16 protein-coding genes and 1 tRNA gene are annotated in these 19,426 nt (G+C 64.5%); 4 read left to right on the top strand and 13 right to left on the bottom strand.

The window, feature by feature from the left end; genetic code table 11:
* Window positions 1-69: 69 nt before the first annotated feature.
* Window positions 70-399 carry a hypothetical protein gene (locus FHS69_RS03740; protein WP_166776588.1) on the bottom strand — a complete coding sequence of 110 codons (330 nt, stop codon included), beginning with the start codon at window positions 397-399 and terminating at the stop codon, window positions 70-72.
* Between the two features lie 27 nt (window positions 400-426).
* On the opposite strand from FHS69_RS03740, the gene argJ reads away from it, so the two are divergent.
* A complete protein-coding gene (gene argJ / locus FHS69_RS03745) occupies window positions 427-1,653 on the top strand; it encodes a bifunctional glutamate N-acetyltransferase/amino-acid acetyltransferase ArgJ (RefSeq protein WP_166776589.1) in 1,227 nt (408 codons plus the stop codon).
* Between the two features lie 32 nt (window positions 1,654-1,685).
* Complete coding sequence (locus tag FHS69_RS03750) at window positions 1,686-2,465, top strand: inositol monophosphatase family protein (RefSeq protein ID WP_166777052.1); 780 nt, start codon at window positions 1,686-1,688, stop codon at window positions 2,463-2,465.
* Here FHS69_RS03750 and trxA read toward each other — a convergent pair.
* The 8 genes from trxA to ahcY all read right to left on the bottom strand — a co-directional run bounded on the left by trxA (window position 2,462) and on the right by ahcY (window position 15,297).
* Complete coding sequence (gene trxA / locus FHS69_RS03755) at window positions 2,462-2,782, bottom strand: thioredoxin (RefSeq protein ID WP_067467283.1); 321 nt, start codon at window positions 2,780-2,782, stop codon at window positions 2,462-2,464. The two genes, FHS69_RS03750 and trxA, sit on opposite strands and share 4 nt — an antisense overlap.
* 49 nt (window positions 2,783-2,831) lie before the next feature.
* Complete coding sequence (addA, locus tag FHS69_RS03760) at window positions 2,832-6,314, bottom strand: double-strand break repair helicase AddA (protein ID WP_166776590.1); 3,483 nt, start codon at window positions 6,312-6,314, stop codon at window positions 2,832-2,834.
* The gene (gene addB / locus FHS69_RS03765; RefSeq protein WP_166776591.1) at window positions 6,311-9,322 is read right to left on the bottom strand and encodes a double-strand break repair protein AddB; all 3,012 of its coding nucleotides are present in this window, start codon (window positions 9,320-9,322) and stop codon (window positions 6,311-6,313) included. Before addB ends, addA begins: the two co-directional genes overlap by 4 nt.
* On the bottom strand, window positions 9,315-10,040 hold the full coding sequence (locus tag FHS69_RS03770; protein WP_166776592.1) for a sugar phosphate nucleotidyltransferase: 726 nt from the start codon (window positions 10,038-10,040) through the stop codon (window positions 9,315-9,317). The genes addB and FHS69_RS03770 overlap by 8 nt, the downstream gene beginning before the upstream one ends.
* Window positions 10,037-11,026, bottom strand: coding sequence for an aminoglycoside phosphotransferase family protein (locus FHS69_RS03775; protein ID WP_166776593.1), 990 nt, complete (start codon window positions 11,024-11,026; stop codon window positions 10,037-10,039). The genes FHS69_RS03770 and FHS69_RS03775 overlap by 4 nt, the downstream gene beginning before the upstream one ends.
* Complete coding sequence (gene tsaE / locus FHS69_RS03780; protein WP_166777053.1) at window positions 11,023-11,460, bottom strand: tRNA (adenosine(37)-N6)-threonylcarbamoyltransferase complex ATPase subunit type 1 TsaE; 438 nt, start codon at window positions 11,458-11,460, stop codon at window positions 11,023-11,025. The genes FHS69_RS03775 and tsaE overlap by 4 nt, the downstream gene beginning before the upstream one ends.
* 2 nt (window positions 11,461-11,462) lie before the next feature.
* The gene (locus FHS69_RS03785) at window positions 11,463-13,808 is read right to left on the bottom strand and encodes a sensor histidine kinase (RefSeq protein WP_166776594.1); all 2,346 of its coding nucleotides are present in this window, start codon (window positions 13,806-13,808) and stop codon (window positions 11,463-11,465) included.
* Window positions 13,809-13,890: 82 nt separating this feature from the next.
* On the bottom strand, window positions 13,891-15,297 hold the full coding sequence (gene ahcY / locus FHS69_RS03790; protein WP_166776595.1) for an adenosylhomocysteinase: 1,407 nt from the start codon (window positions 15,295-15,297) through the stop codon (window positions 13,891-13,893).
* A 216-nt stretch (window positions 15,298-15,513) separates the two neighbouring features.
* Here ahcY and FHS69_RS03795 point away from each other — a divergent pair, with 216 nt between their 5' ends.
* Window positions 15,514-15,993: a peroxiredoxin gene (locus tag FHS69_RS03795; protein ID WP_166776596.1), complete on the top strand. Its 480-nt coding sequence runs from the start codon at window positions 15,514-15,516 to the stop codon at window positions 15,991-15,993.
* A gap of 102 nt (window positions 15,994-16,095) precedes the next feature.
* On the opposite strand, the gene folE is transcribed toward FHS69_RS03795, so the two are convergent.
* The 3 genes from folE to FHS69_RS03810 are packed head-to-tail and all read right to left on the bottom strand — an operon-like array spanning window position 16,096 to window position 18,758.
* A complete protein-coding gene (gene folE, locus FHS69_RS03800; RefSeq protein ID WP_067673478.1) occupies window positions 16,096-16,707 on the bottom strand; it encodes a GTP cyclohydrolase I FolE in 612 nt (203 codons plus the stop codon).
* Window positions 16,704-18,245, bottom strand: coding sequence for a phospholipase D-like domain-containing protein (locus FHS69_RS03805; protein WP_166776597.1), 1,542 nt, complete (start codon window positions 18,243-18,245; stop codon window positions 16,704-16,706). Before FHS69_RS03805 ends, folE begins: the two co-directional genes overlap by 4 nt.
* Before the next feature lie 21 nt (window positions 18,246-18,266).
* On the bottom strand, window positions 18,267-18,758 hold the full coding sequence (locus FHS69_RS03810) for a hemerythrin domain-containing protein (RefSeq protein WP_130586439.1): 492 nt from the start codon (window positions 18,756-18,758) through the stop codon (window positions 18,267-18,269).
* Window positions 18,759-18,881: 123 nt separating this feature from the next.
* Here FHS69_RS03810 and FHS69_RS03815 point away from each other — a divergent pair, with 123 nt between their 5' ends.
* Window positions 18,882-19,244 carry a metallopeptidase family protein gene (locus tag FHS69_RS03815; protein ID WP_243844518.1) on the top strand — a complete coding sequence of 121 codons (363 nt, stop codon included), beginning with the start codon at window positions 18,882-18,884 and terminating at the stop codon, window positions 19,242-19,244.
* Window positions 19,245-19,313: 69 nt separating this feature from the next.
* On the opposite strand, the gene FHS69_RS03820 is transcribed toward FHS69_RS03815, so the two are convergent.
* Window positions 19,314-19,390: transfer RNA gene (locus FHS69_RS03820), tRNA-Arg, on the bottom strand.
* Window positions 19,391-19,426: the final 36 nt, after the last annotated feature.

The following is a 19,426-nucleotide window of genomic DNA, read 5'->3' on the forward strand; positions in this document are numbered from 1 at the left end:
TCTGTGACGGGATGCAGGCGCGCGCTTGGGCACGGCCGCGAACAATCGGATATGCGAGCGAATGGGCGCCTATTCGTAGGCGCGGTCGCTGCCCATCTGCACGGTCGGAATGACGATCGTGACACCACGTACGTCGCGGCAATCGGGTTCGCGCCGCGGCGCAGCAAGTGCCTGACGCACGGCAGAGACCCGTGCGCACGCCTCACGCTTGATCGCGCGTTCGCTGCCCGAAGCCAGTTCGACTCCCGCTTCCGCTTGGTGGACCAACGCATGCGCCGGCGTGCCGACAGCAGCAAGGCCGGTAAGCAAGGCGAGAAGGGTCAGAATGCGGCGTAGCATTGCATCGTGCAGATAGGGCGTGGCACCCCGCGCGTCCACCCCGCTTCGCCGTTTACCCAAGGCCGCAGTGCGCCTATCGGGAACAACATGGACCTGTCGCCTTCCCCGCTCGCCCGCACCTTTCCCGAACTGCCGTCGATCGACGGGGTTACGTTGCGCGTTGCGCGGGCCGGGTACAAGGATTGGGACCGGGCGGACCTGACCTTTGCCGAACTGGCCGAAGGGACAGCGGTCGCGGGTGTTTTCACCAAATCGGCCTGCGCTTCGAGCGAGGTCGAGATGGGCCGCATCCAGGTAAGGCAAGGCAGCGCCCGTGCGCTGATCGTCAACGCGGGCAATTCCAACGCCTTTACCGGCCACCGTGGACGCGAGGCGGTGGAACAGATCGTGGCGCAGGTCGCCAAAGCATTGGGATGCCGCGACGAGGAAGTCTTCGTGTCCTCGACCGGTGTCATCGGCGTCCCGCTGCCGCGCGACAAGGCGCGCGAAGGCGTCGCCGCGGTGCTGCAGGCCGATCCCTGCGGCTGGGAAACCGCGGCACGCGCGATCGGCACGACCGATACCTTCACCAAGGGCGCGGGCGCATCCGCTATGATCGGGGCGACACGTGTCGAACTGGCGGGCTTCATCAAGGGCAGTGGGATGATCGCGCCGGACATGGCGACGATGCTGGGTTACATATTCACCGATGCCGCAATAGCGCCCGCGCTGCTGCAGGAGATGCTCGCCAAGGCCAACGCGGCGAGCTTCTCCTGCATCACCGTGGATGGCGACACCTCGACCAGCGACACCGTCCTGGCCTTCGCCACGGCCAAAGCCGGTCACGCAACCAGATCGTCGTGGGACGATCCCGGCGCGGATGCCTTCTATGCCGCGCTCCTGCAGGTATGCCGCGACCTTGCACAGCTCGTAGTTCGCGACGGCGAAGGCGCGCAGAAATTCATCGAGATCGCCGTCACCGGTGCAGCGAGCGATGAGAGCGCCCGGCATGTCGGGCTGGCGATCGCAAACTCGCCCCTCGTGAAAACCGCAATTGCGGGCGGCGATGCCAATTGGGGTCGTGTGGTCATGGCGGTGGGCAAGGCCGGCGAACCCGCCGACCGCGATCGGCTTTCGATCGGCTTCGGCGGCACCTGGGCCGCGCGCGATGGCCAGCCACTTGCCGATTACGATGAGCGCCCCATCGCCGAGCATCTCGCTGGCGAGGAAATCCGCATCGACGTCGATCTGGGCATGGGTGACGGACGCGCCACCGTCTGGACTTGCGATCTCACGCATGGTTACATCGCGATCAACGCGGATTACCGTTCGTGACCGGTGCTGCCGACGCCCATCTCGACACCGCCATGCGCGCATTGCTCCAACGCGTGACCGCGGAGGCGATCATGCCTCGCTACCGCAATCTCGCTTCGGGCGAGGTCGAGGACAAGGGCGGCAACGATCCAGTCACCGTGGCCGACAAGGACAGCGAGAAGCTGCTGCGCGAAGGCCTTGCCGAACTCGATGACAGTCTCGCCTTCGTGGGCGAGGAAACTGCGCATGCGGACCCGTCGATCCTCGACCGTCTCGACCAGCCCTGCTGGATCGTCGATCCGATCGACGGCACACGCAACTTCGCAAGCGGCAAGCCACCGTTCGGCATTATCGTCGCGCGCGCCGATGGCGGGGTGGCGCGATCGGGCTGGATCTACGATTGCCTGACCGGACGGTTCTGCACCGCGCATCTCGGCAGCGGGGCATTCATCGACGGCGAACGCATCGTTGCCCGTCCCACGGGAAAGACCCCGCCCGTCGCCGCCCTGTCGCTCATCTTCATGCAGGAAACCCGGCGCGAAGCGACGCGGCGGCATATTACCCCTGCCTACGATCTGGTCGACATCCCCTATTGCGCGGCGGAGCAATATCCGCGGCTGGCGCTGGGCGAGAACGACGTGTCGATATTCGAGCGCACGCTGGCCTGGGACCATGCTGCGGGCGTGCTGTGGCTCAATGAAGCGGGCGGAAAAGCAGCAAGGCCCGACGGCTCACCCTATCGCGTCGACGAGGTGGGCCGAACGGGCCTTCTGGGTGCAGCCAGCCCCGCCCTGTGGGACGAGTTGGCCGACCTATATGCGCGGCTCGATTAGAGCGCGCCTTCGAGCCACTGCTTGAGCTGGCCCTTGGGGGCTGCACCGCGCAATTGTGCTGCGGGTTCGCCATCCTTGAAAAGGACGAGATAGGGAATCGACTGGACTCCCATCGAGCCGGGTACGTCGGGATTTTCCATGATGTCCATCTTGGCGATGGTGACCTTGTCGCCCAGTTCCTCGCTCAGTTCCTCGAGCGCCGGAGCGATCATCTTGCACGGACCGCACCAGTCGGCCCAGAAATCGACGAGCACGGGCTTGTCGCTTTCGAGCACATCGGATTTGAAGCTGGCGTCGGTGACGGCGGTGGTGGCCATGGTATTCTCCTGAAAAACGTTCGACCCGCGATGTGGGCCGCCGTAGCGTTTACTCAACCGGTGGAAGGGCAAAACTTTCCTGCGGCGCTGCAAACGCGCTCTTGTAGGCAGCCAGTCGCTGGGCAGGCAAGGCGAAGAGTTGCGGGGTCTGCGTATAGAGTACGCCCGCCTCCACCCGCCGGCCCGGATAGATGATTTCCAGCGCGGCAACATACGCAGCCATCTGCTTCATCGTGCTGTCGGGAATGTCTTCGAGCCTCGCGGGTGGGCGGCGCGCAGTCTTGAAATCGATCACGGTCACCGCCTCTTCGGTGACGAGCAGGCGGTCGGCGGTCCCCATCACCACCTGGCCTTCGACCGTCGCGGCCAGCGGCACTTCCGCCAGGGCATCGGGCCCGAAAACCGCGGCGAAGTCGGGATCGCGAAGCACTGCAAGCGCGCTCTCGAGCATTTCTTCGCGGTCTCCACGCGTGAGATCGGCGGCAATCCGGTCAAGCCATGCCGATCCCGCACCTGCGCGGTCGGTAGCATTGCGTTGCGGCAAGCGCTCGAGCAGCGCATGGATCAGCGTGCCGCGGCGTGCGGCAGCGCCCGCTACCGAAGGCGGCAGCGGCGGGTCGCTGCCCTCCACTTCACCGAGCCCGGAGGGCGCAAGAGGCCGTGGCGGACGCGGCTCGGGACCAACCGGGCGGGTGGCCCATTCCGGTACCGGTGGCATGGCTTCCTGGACCGATAGCGAAGTCGGTTCGAGCGCGACGGACGGTGCCCGTTCGCCCAGCTCCCAGCGCGCGCCCCAGATCGGATCTTCGACCGCCTCGTCCGCGTCAAATAGCGATGCCAGCCGCGCATACCAGCTGTCTTCATGCGGTCCGTTGCGAGCATCGCGCGGCCCCAGCGAGCCGGTGATGAACAGCGCTTCCTGCGCGCGGGTCAACGCCACATACAGCAACCGCCAGTGCTCCTGCATCGCCTTGGCGCTTTCCGTTGAATCCGCCGTCGCGACAGGCCCCACCTTTTCTTCCTTGGTCAGGCCAGGGAGCGGAACCATACGCGCGCTCGCACCTGGAATGTCCTCGGAAAGCACCAGATCGCCCGCTCCATCGGGTCTGATCGCGGCATCGGCAAGGATGACGATCGGCGCTTCCAATCCCTTGGAGCCGTGCACCGTCATCACGCGCGCCTGGTCCCCGCCCTCGCCTGCCTCGCGCTTCAGCTCGCCGTCTCCGGCGTCGAACCAGCGAATGAAGCCCTGCAGGCTCGCGGTATGCGCCGCGGCATATGCATTGGCTGCGTTGAGCAATTCGTCGATCGGATCGTTTGCCTCGCGCCCGAGCCGTGCGACAAGTCGGCGTCGCCCATCAAGGGGTCCGATCAGAATCCAGTGCAGCAATTGCTGCGGGCTGTCGTAATCCGCTCGCCGCAGGATTTCGCGCAGGCTGTCGACCGTCTCCCGCACTCGATCGTCATCGCTGTCGCGCAAATGTTCCCACAGCCGCACGCCTTTCGAACGGTAGCCATGCGCAAGCAGGTCTTCCTGCGACCAGCCAAGCAGTGGCGAGACCAGCAGGCTGGCAAGCGTCAGGTCGTCGAGTGGCTGTGCTGCAAACCGCAGCGCGGCCATCAAGTCCTTGACCGCCAGCGGATTGCCGAGCCGAAGCCGATCGACCCCGGCGACAGGCACACCATGACGATAGAGCCGTGCGACGATCAGCGAGGCCAGGTCGCGCCGCTTCTGCACCAGCACCATGATGTCGCCTGCCGTAGCCCGCCTGGGCGTGCCCTTGGAGAGCGTGAAGCCGTCGCCGTCACGGTCGAGCCATTGCGCGATCTGCCGCGCAATGCGATCCGCCAGCCGGCGATCGTGGCGCGCCAGCCACCCCTTGTTCTCGCTGGAGTCGTCCTTGTCTTCCGCGACGCGCACTACCTGCCAGAGGCCAACCAGACCGGGCTCGCCACTGCCCTCGTGCGGCTCGCCACGCTGGTCTAAGCCGAACGCTTCATGGCCGATCGCATCGATCGCCTGATCCACGAAACCGAGGACCCGCTGGTTCGTGCGATAGCTGCGCCCCAGACCGTACTCCTCGAGGCCTCGGGCATCCGGCCCGCCGCGCATCTCGCGCGCCGCCTGCGCCGCCGCATTCATCTTGTCGCGGAAGTAATCGCGCGCTTCGCGAAAATTTTCCGGGCTGGTACCCTGAAAGCCGAAGATCGCCTGCTTGTAATCGCCGACCGCGAAGATGGTCCGCACGGCGTCACCGCGCGCACCCGCGCCGTCGAAATAATCGTCGGTCAGCGCCTTCACGATCGCCCATTGCGCCGCATTGGTATCCTGCGCTTCGTCGACGAGGATATGATCGAAACTGCGGTCGAGCTTGTAACGGATCCAATCCGCCATGGCGCCATCCGCAAGCAGGCTGGCAGCACGCGCGATCAGATCGTCGAAATCGACCAACCCTTCGCGTTCCTTGGCCTTGTCCCACGCCAGCGCGAAGGCGCGGCCGGCTTCAAGTTGCGGCGCGAGGAACCCGGCGAGGCTGATCAAAGCCGCGCGCTCGTTTACGGAGCCAACGCAATGCCGCACACGCTCGGCGTATTCCTCGAATTCCGGGTCACGCTTGGCAATGTGATGCAGGTTCTTCGCCTTGGAACCGTCTGCGGTAAACAGCGTCCCGTGCAAACTTCCTACAGTCGAGGCACGCCCGGCCGTATCAGCCGCCAGCCAGGCCTTGATCGCCGCGCTCGCGTCTCGCCCCCCCTTTGTGTCCCAGTCCTCCAGCGTCGACAGGCACCGCCGCATCGATACCAAGTCGAACGCCTCGTCCGAACACGCCTCGGCAATCCAGCTTTCGTCGGCATCGGCGGGAATGCCCAGCAGGCGGTGAACGCGCGGCTGCATCGGTGGCTGCCAGCTTCCGCTACCCTGCCACAGGTCCATGTGCCGGGCGCAGCGCATCAGCCAGCCGCGCACGGCGTCGGGGCCTTTGCGACGACTCATCTCGGCGATTGCTTCGACCACCGTCGGCGATCCTCCGGCCAAGAGGTCGGACAGGACTTCGCGGCTCAGCAGGTCGCGTTCGCGGTCTTCCATCGGCCGTGCGCCGGGCAGCATGCCAGCTTCGCCCGGGAAGGCAGCGAGCAGATATTGCGCGAATGCGTGAATCGTGTCGATCCGCAGCCCCCCGCCCGGACAATCGAGTACGCGGGCAAACAAGGAGCGCGCGCGGGCGCGCGTATCGGGATCGGCGGACGCGCCGAGATAGGCGAGTTCACGCCCCAGTTGCGCCTCGTCCATGCGCACCCATCGGGCGAGCACTGCATTGACCCGCACTGCCATTTCGGCCGCGCCCGCCTTGGTAAAGGTCAGGCACAGCACCTGCGAAGGGTCCGCGCCCGGTTCGAGCAGCAATCGCAACACCCGTGCGGAGAGTACCTGCGTCTTACCGGTGCCCGCGCTGGCCGACAGCCACACGCTATCCTTCGGTTCGACCGCCAGCCGCTGCTTGTCCTGTAGTTCGTAGACGGTGCCGCTCATGCGTCCTCTCCGTCGTCCTGATGCGCGATCCACTCGTCCAGGCGCATGAGCTGGTCGTAAGTGTCATAGGCCGGATAGTTCGGGTTCTCGCGCGCCGTGAAGGGATCGTCGCCCTTGATGAAACGCCCGATTGCCCCCGCCAGCTTATCGGCGGTCGTAGGAAGAAAAGCGTCAGGTTCGAGACCCGACGTCTTGCGCCCGACTTTCAGCGGAACCTCGACATAACCGAAGCCATGCGGATTGTCGTCCTTGGCCTTGCCGAGCGACCAGTATTCGTAGGCGCCCGGATCCCCCGCCAGCCCGCCGAACCCGCCACGTTCGGCGATCAGTCCGAGTATGCCAAGTTGCAGCGCGAAGCCTTCCTCGACCATGGCGGCGCTTGGCGGCTTGCCGGTCTTGTAATCGATGATCGCGAGCCTCCCGTCCCCAAGCCGGTCGATCCGATCGGCGCGCCCATGCACGTGCACGCCTTCGAAGGTCATAGCCCCCTTCTGTTCGACCGCGAGCACGGCGCGTTCCTCGTAGCCGGTGACCTGCTCCTCGATCCAGCGCAGTGCCGCTTCGAGCCGCGGTTGCCACAGGCCGCGCATCAGTGGGTCGGCATTCTCCTCGTCGAGCACTTGCGCCATGATTGGCGCCAGCCTTGCGCTGTCGTCTTTCTCGCGCGCCTCGTGCCAGCGCTGGAGGATCGTATGTGCCACCGTGCCCTGCCACGGCGCGGAAGGCTCTGCATCGAGCGCGTCGAGGTCCGACAGCGCCATGATCTTGCCGGCATAGAACTGGTACGGATCGCCCAGCAGCCGGTCGAGCGCGGTGGCGGAAATGTCGACATCGCGCTGATCGGGCGACGGCATGGGCGCTGGACGTGCGTAGCGTTCGGCAGCCGGTGCCCGGCCGATGGCGCGGGCAAGCTCGACCATGGCGGTTTCCTCGTGCCGCGCAAGCAAGTCGCCAAGCAGCGCCTCGACACGCATCAGGAAGCGCGAAGGGATCGCGGGCCCCGCCTCGTCGCGCTCGGAGCGGGACAGGACGACTTCGGGCGCGCCCATCGCTCCGGCAAGGTCATGTGCCGACAAGCCGATGCGGAAATCACCGCCGGGTACGCCCAAGGCCCGCAGGACCGGCGGCGCCAGGAGGGCATCGACTGCACCGCGGGCGGGCCAGACGCCCTCGTTCAAACCGGCACAAATCACCAGCTCGGCACGATTCATCCGGCTTTCGAGCAGGCCAAGCACCTGCACGCGCGCGTGCCCGCCATAGGGCGGCCGCACGGCCTGCTGTTCCATCGCATCGCGCAGTGCGATGCCGGTATCTCCGGGAGCTAGCCTGAAGCCCGCCTCGCGCGCATATTCGCGCAGGTCCTCGACGAATGCCGCCAGCGACCGGCCGTCCTCCCGCGCCCACAGCTTGTCACCGCACAATGCCTCGCCGCTCGCGATCAGCGCTTCGAGAAGATCGGCCAAGGCAAGCTCGCCGTCCCCGCCAAGCGCGATTAGCGGCGCCAACGCCTTCTCTACGAAGGCATACCATTCGTTCATTTGCGGATGCCGGTCGCTTAGCCTCTCGACGATGCGGACGACTGGCACCAACCCGCCCGCCTGGCGTGGTCCGCGCAAGGCGCGCTCGATCCGACGTAGCTGGCTGAGCCAGCGTCCGCGCTCCATCCCGCCATCAACCAGCGGATGCCCCAGCAAGGCCATCAGCGGTACCGGGGCGGCACCGTCGGCCATCACTTCGGCCAGCAACAGGAATACCCGACCAGCGGGGGTCTGCGACAACGGGCGACCACCCGAATCGTCGGCAGTGATGTTCCACCGGTCGAGATGATGCACCACGCGCCGTGCCAACGAGCGGTCGGGAGTCACGACCGCGACACGCTTTTCGGGCTGCTCGAGCGCATTGCGCACCAGCAGGGCGATAGCCTGGGCCTCTTCCTCGGGGTTTGCGCAGGTCATGATCCGCACCCCTGCCATACGCCGCTTCTCCGCGGGCAGATCGACCCAGCTCTTGCTCGCTTCGGGCGGCAGGAACAGCGAGCCGATCGCGTGGCTGCGTTCGGGCGGTGCAGCCGCCAGCCCCCGGCGATGCCACGGCTGAACTTCCTCGCGCGCCATCCCCATGCGGTTGAGCAGCAGCTTGAGGTGATATTGCGGATGCGTCACCGCATCTTCCCGGGCGAAGGGCGTTTCACCCGGCCCGGGCGCATTCCCCGCGCGCCCCAGTTCGTCCCAAACTGCAGGCGGCATGGTGAGATCGAAATCGGGCAGGATCACCGCGCCGTTCTCAAGCTCCGCGACAACCCGGAGCAATTTCGCGAGCGAGGGCGCGGCGCTGGTCACGCCGACCGCGACCACCGGCGTTTCGGGAGGCGTCTGGCGCCACCTGGCCGCAGTCCAGTCGAACAGCCGATTGCGTCGCGCCGCCGCGTCGAGTGCGCCCCATTCCTGTAACTGTGCCAACCACTTGGCCTGCACAGTTGCAAACATATGAAGGCTGCGCTGCCAATGCTGCGACAACGAACCGAAAAGGTCGAGCACCTTCTCGCCGACCAATTCTTCAGGACCTGTATCCTCGACCAGCAGCCGATCCATCGTGGCTCCGGTCTCGCGCGCGAGACGCAACAGCGTTGCCCCGCCGGGCGCCTCATCGCCAAGCGTATCGGCGATCAGTCCGGCGAGGGCGAACAGCCGGCGCTGCGGATCGATGGCGGGCGGAATGTCGGCTGCGCCAAGCGGATCGAGCAGCGGGCCAAGCGTTTCGTCGAGATCGAGGTCGCCCACCACCGCCATCCGCGGCATCAGCAGTCCCGGCGTCCCGACCTCACCGGCATGGCGAATGAATGCCTCGGAAATGGTGCGGCGCGCGCGGCTGCTTGGCACCAGCAGGGTCAGGCGGGCTAACCCGAATTGGGGGTCGGAATAGCGCGGGACCAGTCCTGCAACCAGCGCATCGGCAAACCCGCGATGCGCCGCGATCGAATAGACCTTCGGCCGCTGCCGCTCAGCCACCCCTGAGCGCCTCCTCGGTCGGCCGAATATGCGCAGGCGTGCCGACTTCGTACCACTGACCGGTGAAGGCGACGCCGAAGAGGCGCCCTTCGGCAATCGCGCGATCCCACAGGATATTGGTCGAGAACTTGCCCTCGGGCGCATCGCGCAACAGGCGCTGCGAAACCAGCTGGATACCGGTGTAGATGAAAGGCGCAATCCGCCCCGGCAGCTTGCGCCTCAACTGGCCCGAGCCATCCATGTAGAAATCGCCCGATCCATCGAAATTGTACGCGCGGGCATGCGTGACGACCAGCAGCAGCGCATCCATCCGCTCGGAATCCCAGCGCGCAGTGAGATCTGCGAAGGCGTTGCGCGGCCCGTCCAGCCAGACGCTGTCGGCATTGCAGGCGAAAAAGGGGTCGGGAAGCAGGCCATCGGTGGCCGCCTTGACCATTCCGCCGCCGGTTTCGAGCAAATGCTCGCGCTCGTCCGAGAAGGCGATGGCCGGCTGCCGTTGGCGGGCGCCAAGGTGCGCTTCGATCGCGTCGGCGAGATAGTGGACGTTGACCACCGCTTTTGCGACGCCTGCCTCCTCGAGCCGATCGAGCGCGCGGTCGATCAATGGGCGGCTGGCGACGCGCACAAGCGGCTTGGGCGTAGTCGCGGTAAGGGGCCGCATCCGCTTGCCCAGCCCAGCAGCCATCAGCATGGCAGTATCGCTGGCAAGCCCGGTCACTGGATCTCTCCGCCAAAGGTATCCCGGACTTCCTGCGGGATATTGGCCGCGAACCACTCGGCAACCGGCTGCAAGGCAGGATGGGTGAGATCGCGCTCCATCGCTTCCCATACCCGCGGAACCATTGCGAGATACCGCGCCTTGCCGTCGCGCTTCCACAGACGCGTGAATATGCCGACGATCTTTGCATTCCGCTGTGCGCCGAGGGTGGCGTAATCCGCCTCGAAATGCTTGTCCGGCCCGGCCGCCGCGCGATAGCGGTCGAGCATTTCGCGCTCGATTTCCTGCGACACGTCGCGGCGCGCATCCTGCAGCAGGCTGACGAGGTCGTAGGCCGGATGGCCCGCAAGCGCGTCCTGGAAATCGATCAACCCTTGCGTCCCCGCCGCCGCGCCGGGTTCAAGCAGCATGATGTTCTCCGCATGATAATCGCGCAGTACGGTAACACCGGATTGCTGCCGTTCGATCAGCGGGCCGAGCGCGGCTTCCCAGGCCGATCGATAGCCTTCGCCATCCACTTCCAGCCCCATAGCCGGGCAATACCATTCGACCAGCAGCAGCGCCTCGCGCAGATAGACCGCCATATCGTAGGGTGCGAAGGGCCCCGCCGGCAGACGATGCAGCCGCACCAGCGTGTCGATCGCCTCCGCATAGATTGCGCGCTCGTCCTCCGGACGCTGGTCGATCCACTCGCGCATGCGATGGTCGCCGAAATCTTCGGTCAGCACCCATCCCTTGGGCGCGTCCTCGGCGATGACCGCGGGGGCGCGCATGCCGTTTGCATCGAGCCAGCCAGCGACGTGCAGGAAAGGCGCGGGGTCTTCATGCGGCGGCGGTGCATGCATCAGCATTGCGCTTTGCGCATTTTTCCGGAGCCTGAAATAGCGGCGAAAACTGGCATCGCCCGCGAGCGGCGCGATTTCCGCGCCTTCCCACTCGGTACCGCTCAGGAATTGGTGAATCTCGTCGAAAGGCGCATCGCTCATAGCCAGCGGCTTTGCCAAGATGTGCCGGGGGTTACAACGGCCTCGCGGCCATCACCCACTTTTTCCAGCGCGATTGCAAGGCAACCCGGCTCATGCGCGAACCCGCCCGCGTGATCCGGCCATTCCGCGAGCAGCACGGCGCCTTCGCGATAGTCGTCGAGGCCCAGTTCATCCGTCTCACCGGGATCGTCCAGCCGATAGAAATCGGCATGGACCAGAGGAATGCGAAGATCGTCATAGGTTTCGATGATCGTGTATGTGGGCGACGGCACTTCACCCGCATGCCCGAGCGCGGCGATGATCGCGCGCGCCAGCGTGGTCTTGCCGGTCCCCAGTGTGCCGATAAGCGCGATCACATCGCCCGGAGCGAGTTTTTCAGCGATTCGCTGCCCCAAAGCGTCCATCGCGGCCAGATCGGGCAAGGCCAAGGCCATCGTCATGGCAGGATGATCGTCGCGGTCGTGCCGCTGTTCTTGCGGCTGCGGATCTCAAGCGTACCGCCATGCGCTTCGATCAGCTGGCGCGCCAACGGAATGCCCAGCCCGTGGCGCCGTTCGATGCCCTTGCCATCGGGTGCCATGCGAATGCCTTCGAGCGCACGCGCGAGCTCGTGCTGGCTCATACCTTGCCCATTGTCCGAGATGACGATCCGCGTCTCGTCCCGCTTGCGACCGATATCGATCGCGATGCGGCCTCCGCGCGGCGTCCCGTTGATCGCATTGTCGAGCAATTGCGAGATCGCCCGCCGCAATTGGTGTGGATCGGCCAGCACCACCTTGTCCGGATTGCCATTGAGATCGAGCGTGAGCCCGCCGTCGAGAATGCGGCGCTCCTGCTTGCGCACGATCTGGGTAATGAAAGGCAGCAGTTCGAACTTGCTTTCGCGCAGCGGCATCAGGCCCGCTTCGGACTGCGACAGGTCCAGCACATTCTCCACCTGTTCGGTCAGCTTGCCGACCGACAGCGCGATCGCCTGCGCATACTCCTTCGCCTGGGGTGTCAGTTCCCCGGCGATGCCGCTGGTCAGCAGTTCGGCGAACCCGCCGATCGAGGTCAACGGGGTGCGGAACTCATAGCTCATATTGGCAAGGAAGCGCGTCATCACCGCGTCCGCCTCTTCCAATGCACGGTTGCGTTCGCGCAGCGCTTCTTCGGCCTGGCGCGAGGCGGTCACGTCGAGAACGGTGAGCATGCCGTTCCCGTCTGGCAGCGGCACCCCGGCAAAGTCGAGCGTGCGGCCATCTGCCAGCTCGATCCGGCCGTCGCTCTTCCGGCGATCGAGTGTCGCCGCGCGAATTACCTGATTGAGCCGCGAGATAGCCGATTGATCGGCAAGGTTCTGTGAAATGGCGCGCAACAGGTCTTCGGCCTGCGGATGCCCGTCGAGCACTTCGGGATCGATACCCCAGGCGCCGGGAAACCCGCGGTTCCACAGCTCGAGATGGCCGTCTGGCGCAAATACGGCGAGCGCTTCGAAAAGATTGTCGAAAGTGGCCGTGCGGGTGCGCAGCAGCGTGTCGCGCGTGGCCGACAAGGCGAGTTGCTCGGTCCTGTCTTCGGCGATCATCACGAGACCGCCATCGGGCAAGGGTTGCGCGATGACGCGAAGATGCGTGCTGTCGGACAGCGACCAGGCTTCCTCGTGCGGTTCGTCGCGCTGGAACCACTCGGCCAGCTCGTTGCGCCACGCAGGGAAATCGCGAACCTCGGGAATGCGGCCGTTTTCGCGCGCGATCAGCAGCATCTGCTCGAACGTGGTGCGCTCATTGACCACCCCGGGCGGCAGCGAGAACACCCGGTGATAGGGCTGGTTGGCGAAGGTCATGCGATGCGCCGCATCGAACTGCGCGACACCGATAGAAAGCTGGTCGAGCATCGAACGTTGCGCTTCGCGGAAGGCGCGGAATTCGCGTGCCTGCTCTTCCATTTCCTCGATATCGACCGCGTAGCCTGCAATCCCTTCGCCCATCAGCGGAAGATCGGTGACCCGGATGGTACGCCGTGCGCGGTCGATCGTGGCGCTGAGGATGCGCTCGATCGGCTGGCGGCGATCGGCTGCCTGCTGCGCGACTTCGGCAGCGGTCCTGCCATTCACCGTTTCGACCAGTTCGACCTGGTCGGAAACAACCTGATCCGCGCTTTCCGCACCCACGGCAGCGACATAGGCCTGGTTGACCAGACGGAGCTGCATGTCCGCGCCGCGGAACCACATCGGCATCGGCGCTGCTTCGATCAGGCCTACCAAGGCACCGAAATCCTCGCGCGCACGCGCGGCTTCTTCGCGTAGATGCGAAAGTTCTGCCTGGCTGTCGCTGAAGTCGAAGATCCAGATCAATGCCGCACCGCCGGGCGAAACTGCCGGGTCGGCCAGCGAACCCTGCATCGCCAGCGATTTTCCCGAGCTGGGCGAAACGGTCAGCGCCATGCGGAAAGGCTTGGCGGTCTTCTGCGTTCGCCGGACGTGCTGGTTCAGCTCGTCCACCTGATCTTCGCTCAGTCCGCGCCCATCGCTACCCGCGAGCTCGCTAAGATATTCGGGCACGCGATCGAGTCCGATCCAGCGAGCCAGCCGCTCGGGCGCCTCGATCCGTCCGTCTGCCCTGACCAGCAAAGGGATGGCCGGGCCCTCTTCGATCAGGCGCGACAGCCGCTGTGCGGTCTTGCGTGCGGCCACCGATTTCTGCTCGCGCGTGCTGGCGCGCAGCATGACCCACACCGCGCCCGCGGTCCACAATGCCAGCAGGAGGCCGAAGACGGCCAGCAGTGCGGGTGAAATTTCCATCACCCGCCAGCTATGCGGACGCGCGCGGGGATGCAATGCCCCCGCGCGCGATCACGCACGCTATTCGTGCGATCGGTGCAGCTCAGTAGCGGTAATGTTCCGGCTTGAACGGGCCATCGACCGGGACACCGATGTAGTCGGCCTGCTTCTGGCTGAGCTTGGTGAGCTTCACGCCGAGCTTGTCGAGATGCAGCGCGGCGACCTTTTCGTCGAGGTGCTTGGGCAGAACATAGACGTCGTTCTTATATTCATCGCCCTTGGTCCACAGTTCGATCTGCGCCAGCGTCTGGTTGGTGAAGCTGAAGCTCATCACGAAGCTGGGGTGCCCCGTGGCGCAGGACAGGTTCACCAACCGGCCCTTGCCCAGCACGATGATTTCCTTGCCGTCGGGGAACTTCACCAGGTCGGTGCCCGGCTTGAGTTCGTTCCATTCGTAATTGTCGAGCGCCGAGATCTGGATCTCGCTGTCGAAATGGCCGATGTTGCAGACGATTGCCTTGTCCTTCATCGCCTTCATGTGTTCGGCGGTGATGACGTGCTCGTTGCCCGTCGCGGTGCAGAATATGTCGGCGACCTTGACCGCTTCTTCCATCGTCACGACCTCGAAACCGTCCATCGCCGCCTGCAGCGCGCAGATCGGGTCGACTTCGGTGACGAGCACGCGCGCGCCGCCATTGCGCAGCGACTGCGCCGAGCCCTTGCCGACGTCGCCGAAGCCGGCGACACAGGCGACCTTGCCCGACAGCATCACGTCGGTCGCACGGCGGATCGCATCGACCAGCGACTCACGGCACCCGTAGAGATTGTCGAACTTCGACTTGGTCACGCTGTCGTTCACATTGATCGCGGGGAAGGGCAGTTTGCCCTGCTTGGCGAGGTGATAGAGACGGTGGACGCCGGTGGTGGTTTCTTCGGACACGCCGACGATGTTCTTGACCGACTTGGTCAGGTAGCCCGGCTTGGCGGCGACGAAGGCCTTGAGCGCGCGCTGGAATTCGATTTCCTCGGCATTCTGCGGTTCGGGGAGTTCCTCGCCCGCCTCGATGCGCGCGCCCCACAGCGCGAACATGGTGGCATCGCCGCCATCGTCGAGAATGATGTTGGCGGTACGGTCCGCATCGTCCTCATTCGACCAGTCGAAGATTCGGCCGACGTAGTCCCAATAGTCCGACAGGCTCTCGCCCTTGATCGCAAATACGGGAATGTCCTGCGCCGCAATAGCCGCGGCGGCGTGATCCTGCGTCGAGAAGATGTTGCATGTCGCCCAGCGCACGTCGGCGCCCAATGCGACCAGCGTCTCGATCAGCACGGCGGTCTGAATCGTCATGTGCAGCGAACCGGTTATGCGCGCGCCCTTCAGCGGCTTGTCGGCATATTCCTCGCGCAGCGCCATCAGGCCCGGCATTTCGGTTTCGGCAATGGCGATTTCATCGCGGCCGTATTTGGCCAGCGCAATGTCCTTGATGACGTAATCGGTGAATTCGGCCACGTGATGTTCCTCAATCTGTCGGTAAAGGCGGCTACGCGCGAGACAGTCGCAGCCGGATAATGGCGCCGCCCCTAGACTGCCCTCACCGGGAGAGCAACATTGCCCCGGCCCACCGGGTGGATGCGCGCGATGGTTCGCAGCGATCTACGGGGAGCTTGCACCACGCCCCACGGCATCCTAGGTCACACCGCAGACGGGAAAGACGGAGTTTCGAACATGACGATTTCGGTGGGCGACAAGCTGCCCGATGTGAAGCTGGTCAAGGCGACCGAAGGTGGACCCGAGCAGGTCAGCTCGAGCGAGTATTTCAAGGGCAAGAAGATCGCCCTGTTTTCGGTCCCGGGCGCATTCACGCCGACCTGTTCGGCGCGTCACCTGCCCGGCTACGTCGAGAAGGCGGAAGACCTCAAGGCCAAGGGTGTCGACGAGATCGTGGCGACCGCGGTGAATGACGCATTCGTCATGGGCGCGTGGAAGAGCGCCGCTGGATCGGACGACATCACCATGCTTGCGGACGGCAATGGCGATTTCGCCGAAGCCGTGGGACTTACCATGGATGGTTCGGGCTTCGGTCTCGGCAAGCGCGGCCAGCGCTATTCGATGGTGGTGGAAGACGGTGTCGTGACGCAGCTCAATGTCGAAGCGCCGGGCGATTTCTCGGTTTCCAGCGCGGAACACATGCTCGGCCAGATGTAAAACGGGGCCATCGGCCTCGGTAGCAAGCGAAAGCCCCGACCGGCATGGCGCCGAGCGGGGCTTTTCGTTGCGGGCCGACAGCGTCTGCCTTTGCGGCCTTGCCTAGCCGTAGCCCATAAGGCTGAGCACTTCCTTGCGGCTGCGCTGGTCGTCGAGGAAGGTCCCCATCATGCGGCTGGTAATCATCCCCACACCCGGCGTGCGGACACCGCGCGCGGTCATGCAGCTGTGCGATGCCTCGATCACCACCGCCACGCCCTGCGGCTGGAGATTCTCCCAGATACAATCGGCCACTTCGGCGGTCAGGCGTTCCTGCACCTGCAGCCGACGGGCGAAGCCGTGCAACACCCGCGCAAGCTTGGAAATGCCGACGACACGGTCATTGGGCAGATAGGCGATCGCAGCCTTGCCGATGATCGGCGCCATGTGGTGTTCGCAATGCGACTGGAACGGGATATCCTTCAACAGAACGATCTCGTTGTAGCCGCCGACCTCTTCGAATACCCGGTCCAGATGCACCGCAGGGTCCTCGGTATAGCCGATGCAATACTCCTTCCACGCGCGCGCGACACGCTTGGGAGTATCGAGCAGCCCTTCGCGCTCCGGGTCGTCCCCAGTCCATTCGATAAGCGTGCGAATGGCGTCCTGCACGTGCTCCGGAACCGGCGGCTTGCCGCGCGGATCGTCCTCGTCGGGGCCCACTAGGCTGCTCACGTCTGCTTGATCCTCCTGAACTTTTCGCGAAACCGCGCGAGCTTGCTCCCTTCGCGGAAAAGGCCGCCCTTTGCAAACGGCTCGAACATGTCCTCGGGATCTTCCGGATCGAGCAAGGCGCTTTCGGCCAGCTTCTGCTCCACATCGTTCAGCTCTGGCGGATGGTATCGTACGAGGTTGCGTCCGCCCTCGGTACACGCATGGTCAATGAGGCAAGCCATCGACCCGTGCTTTTCGAGCAATTCGGGCACCTCTTCGGGTTCGAGACCGCAGTGTTCCGCGAGCAAGGAATACCGCAACGCCGCGATCCCCTCACGCGCGTGCTCATTGCCGGGGCGCGTCGCATCGATGAACACGTCGCATTCGCTATCGAGACCCATCGAGCGGTTGTTGAGATTGGCTGAACCGATCCGCAGAACCTCGTCATCGACGACCATGATCTTCGCATGGACATAAATCGGCGTTGCGCCCGTCAGCGGCGACCAGATCGTGAAGCATCCCTTGGTATCCGCTTCCTGTATCGCCCGCACGAGTTCGGCACGGGCGTGGTCCATCGCCTGCTGTTCGAGCCAGCCATCCGCATGGCTGGGATGCACGATCACGATCTCGGGAGGGTTGTCCTCCTGCAGCCGAGCGATGATCGCCTCGGCGATGGAGCGCGAGGCGAAATACTGGCTTTCGGCATATATGAAGCGCTTCGCCGCACCGATCTGGTCGAGATAGAGGCGCTCGATTTCGTTCACCGCATCCCAGTCGCGATAAGCTGCTCGCGTCCGTGCGATGCCGATCTCGACATTCTCGAATTGCGGCTCGAGCGCTTCGGGCCAAGGGCTTCCGGGTGCTTCCTCCACCTCAGGCAGGCAACTACCCCCGGCACAGGTCCAGCGATCGTCCCCCAGTTCCGCCAGCGCAGTGGCGATGTCACCTTCCATCATCATCGCCGCATCGTGCCATGGGCCGTATTGAAGTCCGTGCGGAGTCTTGCGGCGCGGATCGTTTTCCTTGTGTTCGCGCGTATCCCAGCGCTGGTCAGTCATGTCGATACCGCCGCATACCGTGACCTTGTTGTCGAGCACGGCGATCTTCTGGTGATGCGTACACCCGACGGGATGCGCGGTATCGAAGCGGAAATTGATACGCCGGTGTCGTACCCAGCGCGCCAGATCCCACCACATCGAAGCACGGCCGATGGTGGATAGCGCGCCCACGCTCCATTTGAGAATGCGGATGTCGAGCTTCTTGCGATGGCGTGCGAGCCAAGCGATGAAGCTGCCCAGCCTTGCCGGATAGCCGCGTTTCCACGCGCGCTGCCACCATCGCCTGCCACGTTGCAGATGAATGCGTGTGTCGAAATCCCACCCGATCAGCAGGATCCGGCGCCGCGAATTGAGCATCGCCTCCTGCATGAATGCGAAATAGTCCGCAGCGTCGACGATCACGCTCGCGCGCGAAGCTCGAGCATAACGCCAGACACCCGGTTCGACCGAAGGCTCCAGACCCGAGGTACGGCTCGGATCGCCGCTCTTGTCCGCACCCATTTCGCCTGCCCCCCGCCAGCCCTATTCTTTCGCGTCTTCCTTCTTTTCCGGCGTGACTTCGGCTTCCGCCATCTCCTTGTCCTTTCGCCGGTCGAAGACCTGCTCCATGTGCTTCATATCGTCCTTGTCGAGATACTGCTCGAAATCGGGGAAATGGTCCTCTTCTTCCTCGTCGATGTGATGACGATACTGGTGCTCGAAGGTCTTGAACTTCGTCAGCCAGCCGCCCTCGGACATGTCGGTCGCAGCGAGGTCGTTCAGTGCCTCGTCGATCTCGTGGTGTTCGGCGACCGAGTGCCGGGTCTCACCCGTGGTCGGAGGCTTGCGAAGCATGGTGGAATAGAGCGCTTGCTCTTCGGCGGCGGCGTGGCTCTTGAGCTCTTTCGTCAACTCTTCGAACAGCGATTGCCGATCAGGGCTATCACCGGTCGTTTCGAGCAGCTTGTCGAGCAGTTCGCGATGGCGGTCGTGATCTTCTTTGAGTCGCTCGAAGATTTCAGTGGCGTCGGTCATGGGTTCGATCTCCTTTGACCAATGAACCTGTCAGCAGGGCGCGGGTTCCGCTCTTGCCGGGTACGTCCCCTGCCCCATATCAATCCGATGATGGACAGAACGCGTGGGCCCTCCCGGGAAGAAATGCAGCTGATGGCCGAATCCGCGCTCGCCGCGCTGCCCGCCCAATTCCGCAACGCGCTGGGCGAGGTGATCTTGCGGGTGGAGGATTTCGCCACCCCAGCACAACTCGGCTCGGTCGACATGGATGACCGCTGGCAACTAACGGGGCTCTACGAGGGCGAACCTTTGCCCGATCGATCGATATGGGAGAGCGGCCGGATGCCACCGAGAATCTGGCTGTTCCACAAACCCCTTATCGCCGAATGGCACGAGACCGGCGTCCGAATGGACGATCTTGTGCGCCATGTGGTGGTGCATGAGGCCGGTCATCACTTCGGTTTCAGTGACGATGACATGCACTGGCTCGAGGATTCCGCAGATTAAGCGGAGATCAGCGCAAACGGGGAATCAAAAAGCCCGCTCCCTGTGAGGGGGAAGCGGGCTTTTGAAGAATGGCGCGCCCGGAAGGATTCGAACCTCCGGCCCCCAGATTCGTAGTCTGGTGCTCTATCCAGCTGAGCTACGGGCGCGCTTGGAGGGCGCCACATAGGCAGGGCCCACAAGGT

The sequence above is a fragment of the Qipengyuania flava genome (genome assembly GCF_011762005.1).
Taxonomy (GTDB): domain Bacteria; phylum Pseudomonadota; class Alphaproteobacteria; order Sphingomonadales; family Sphingomonadaceae; genus Qipengyuania; species Qipengyuania flava.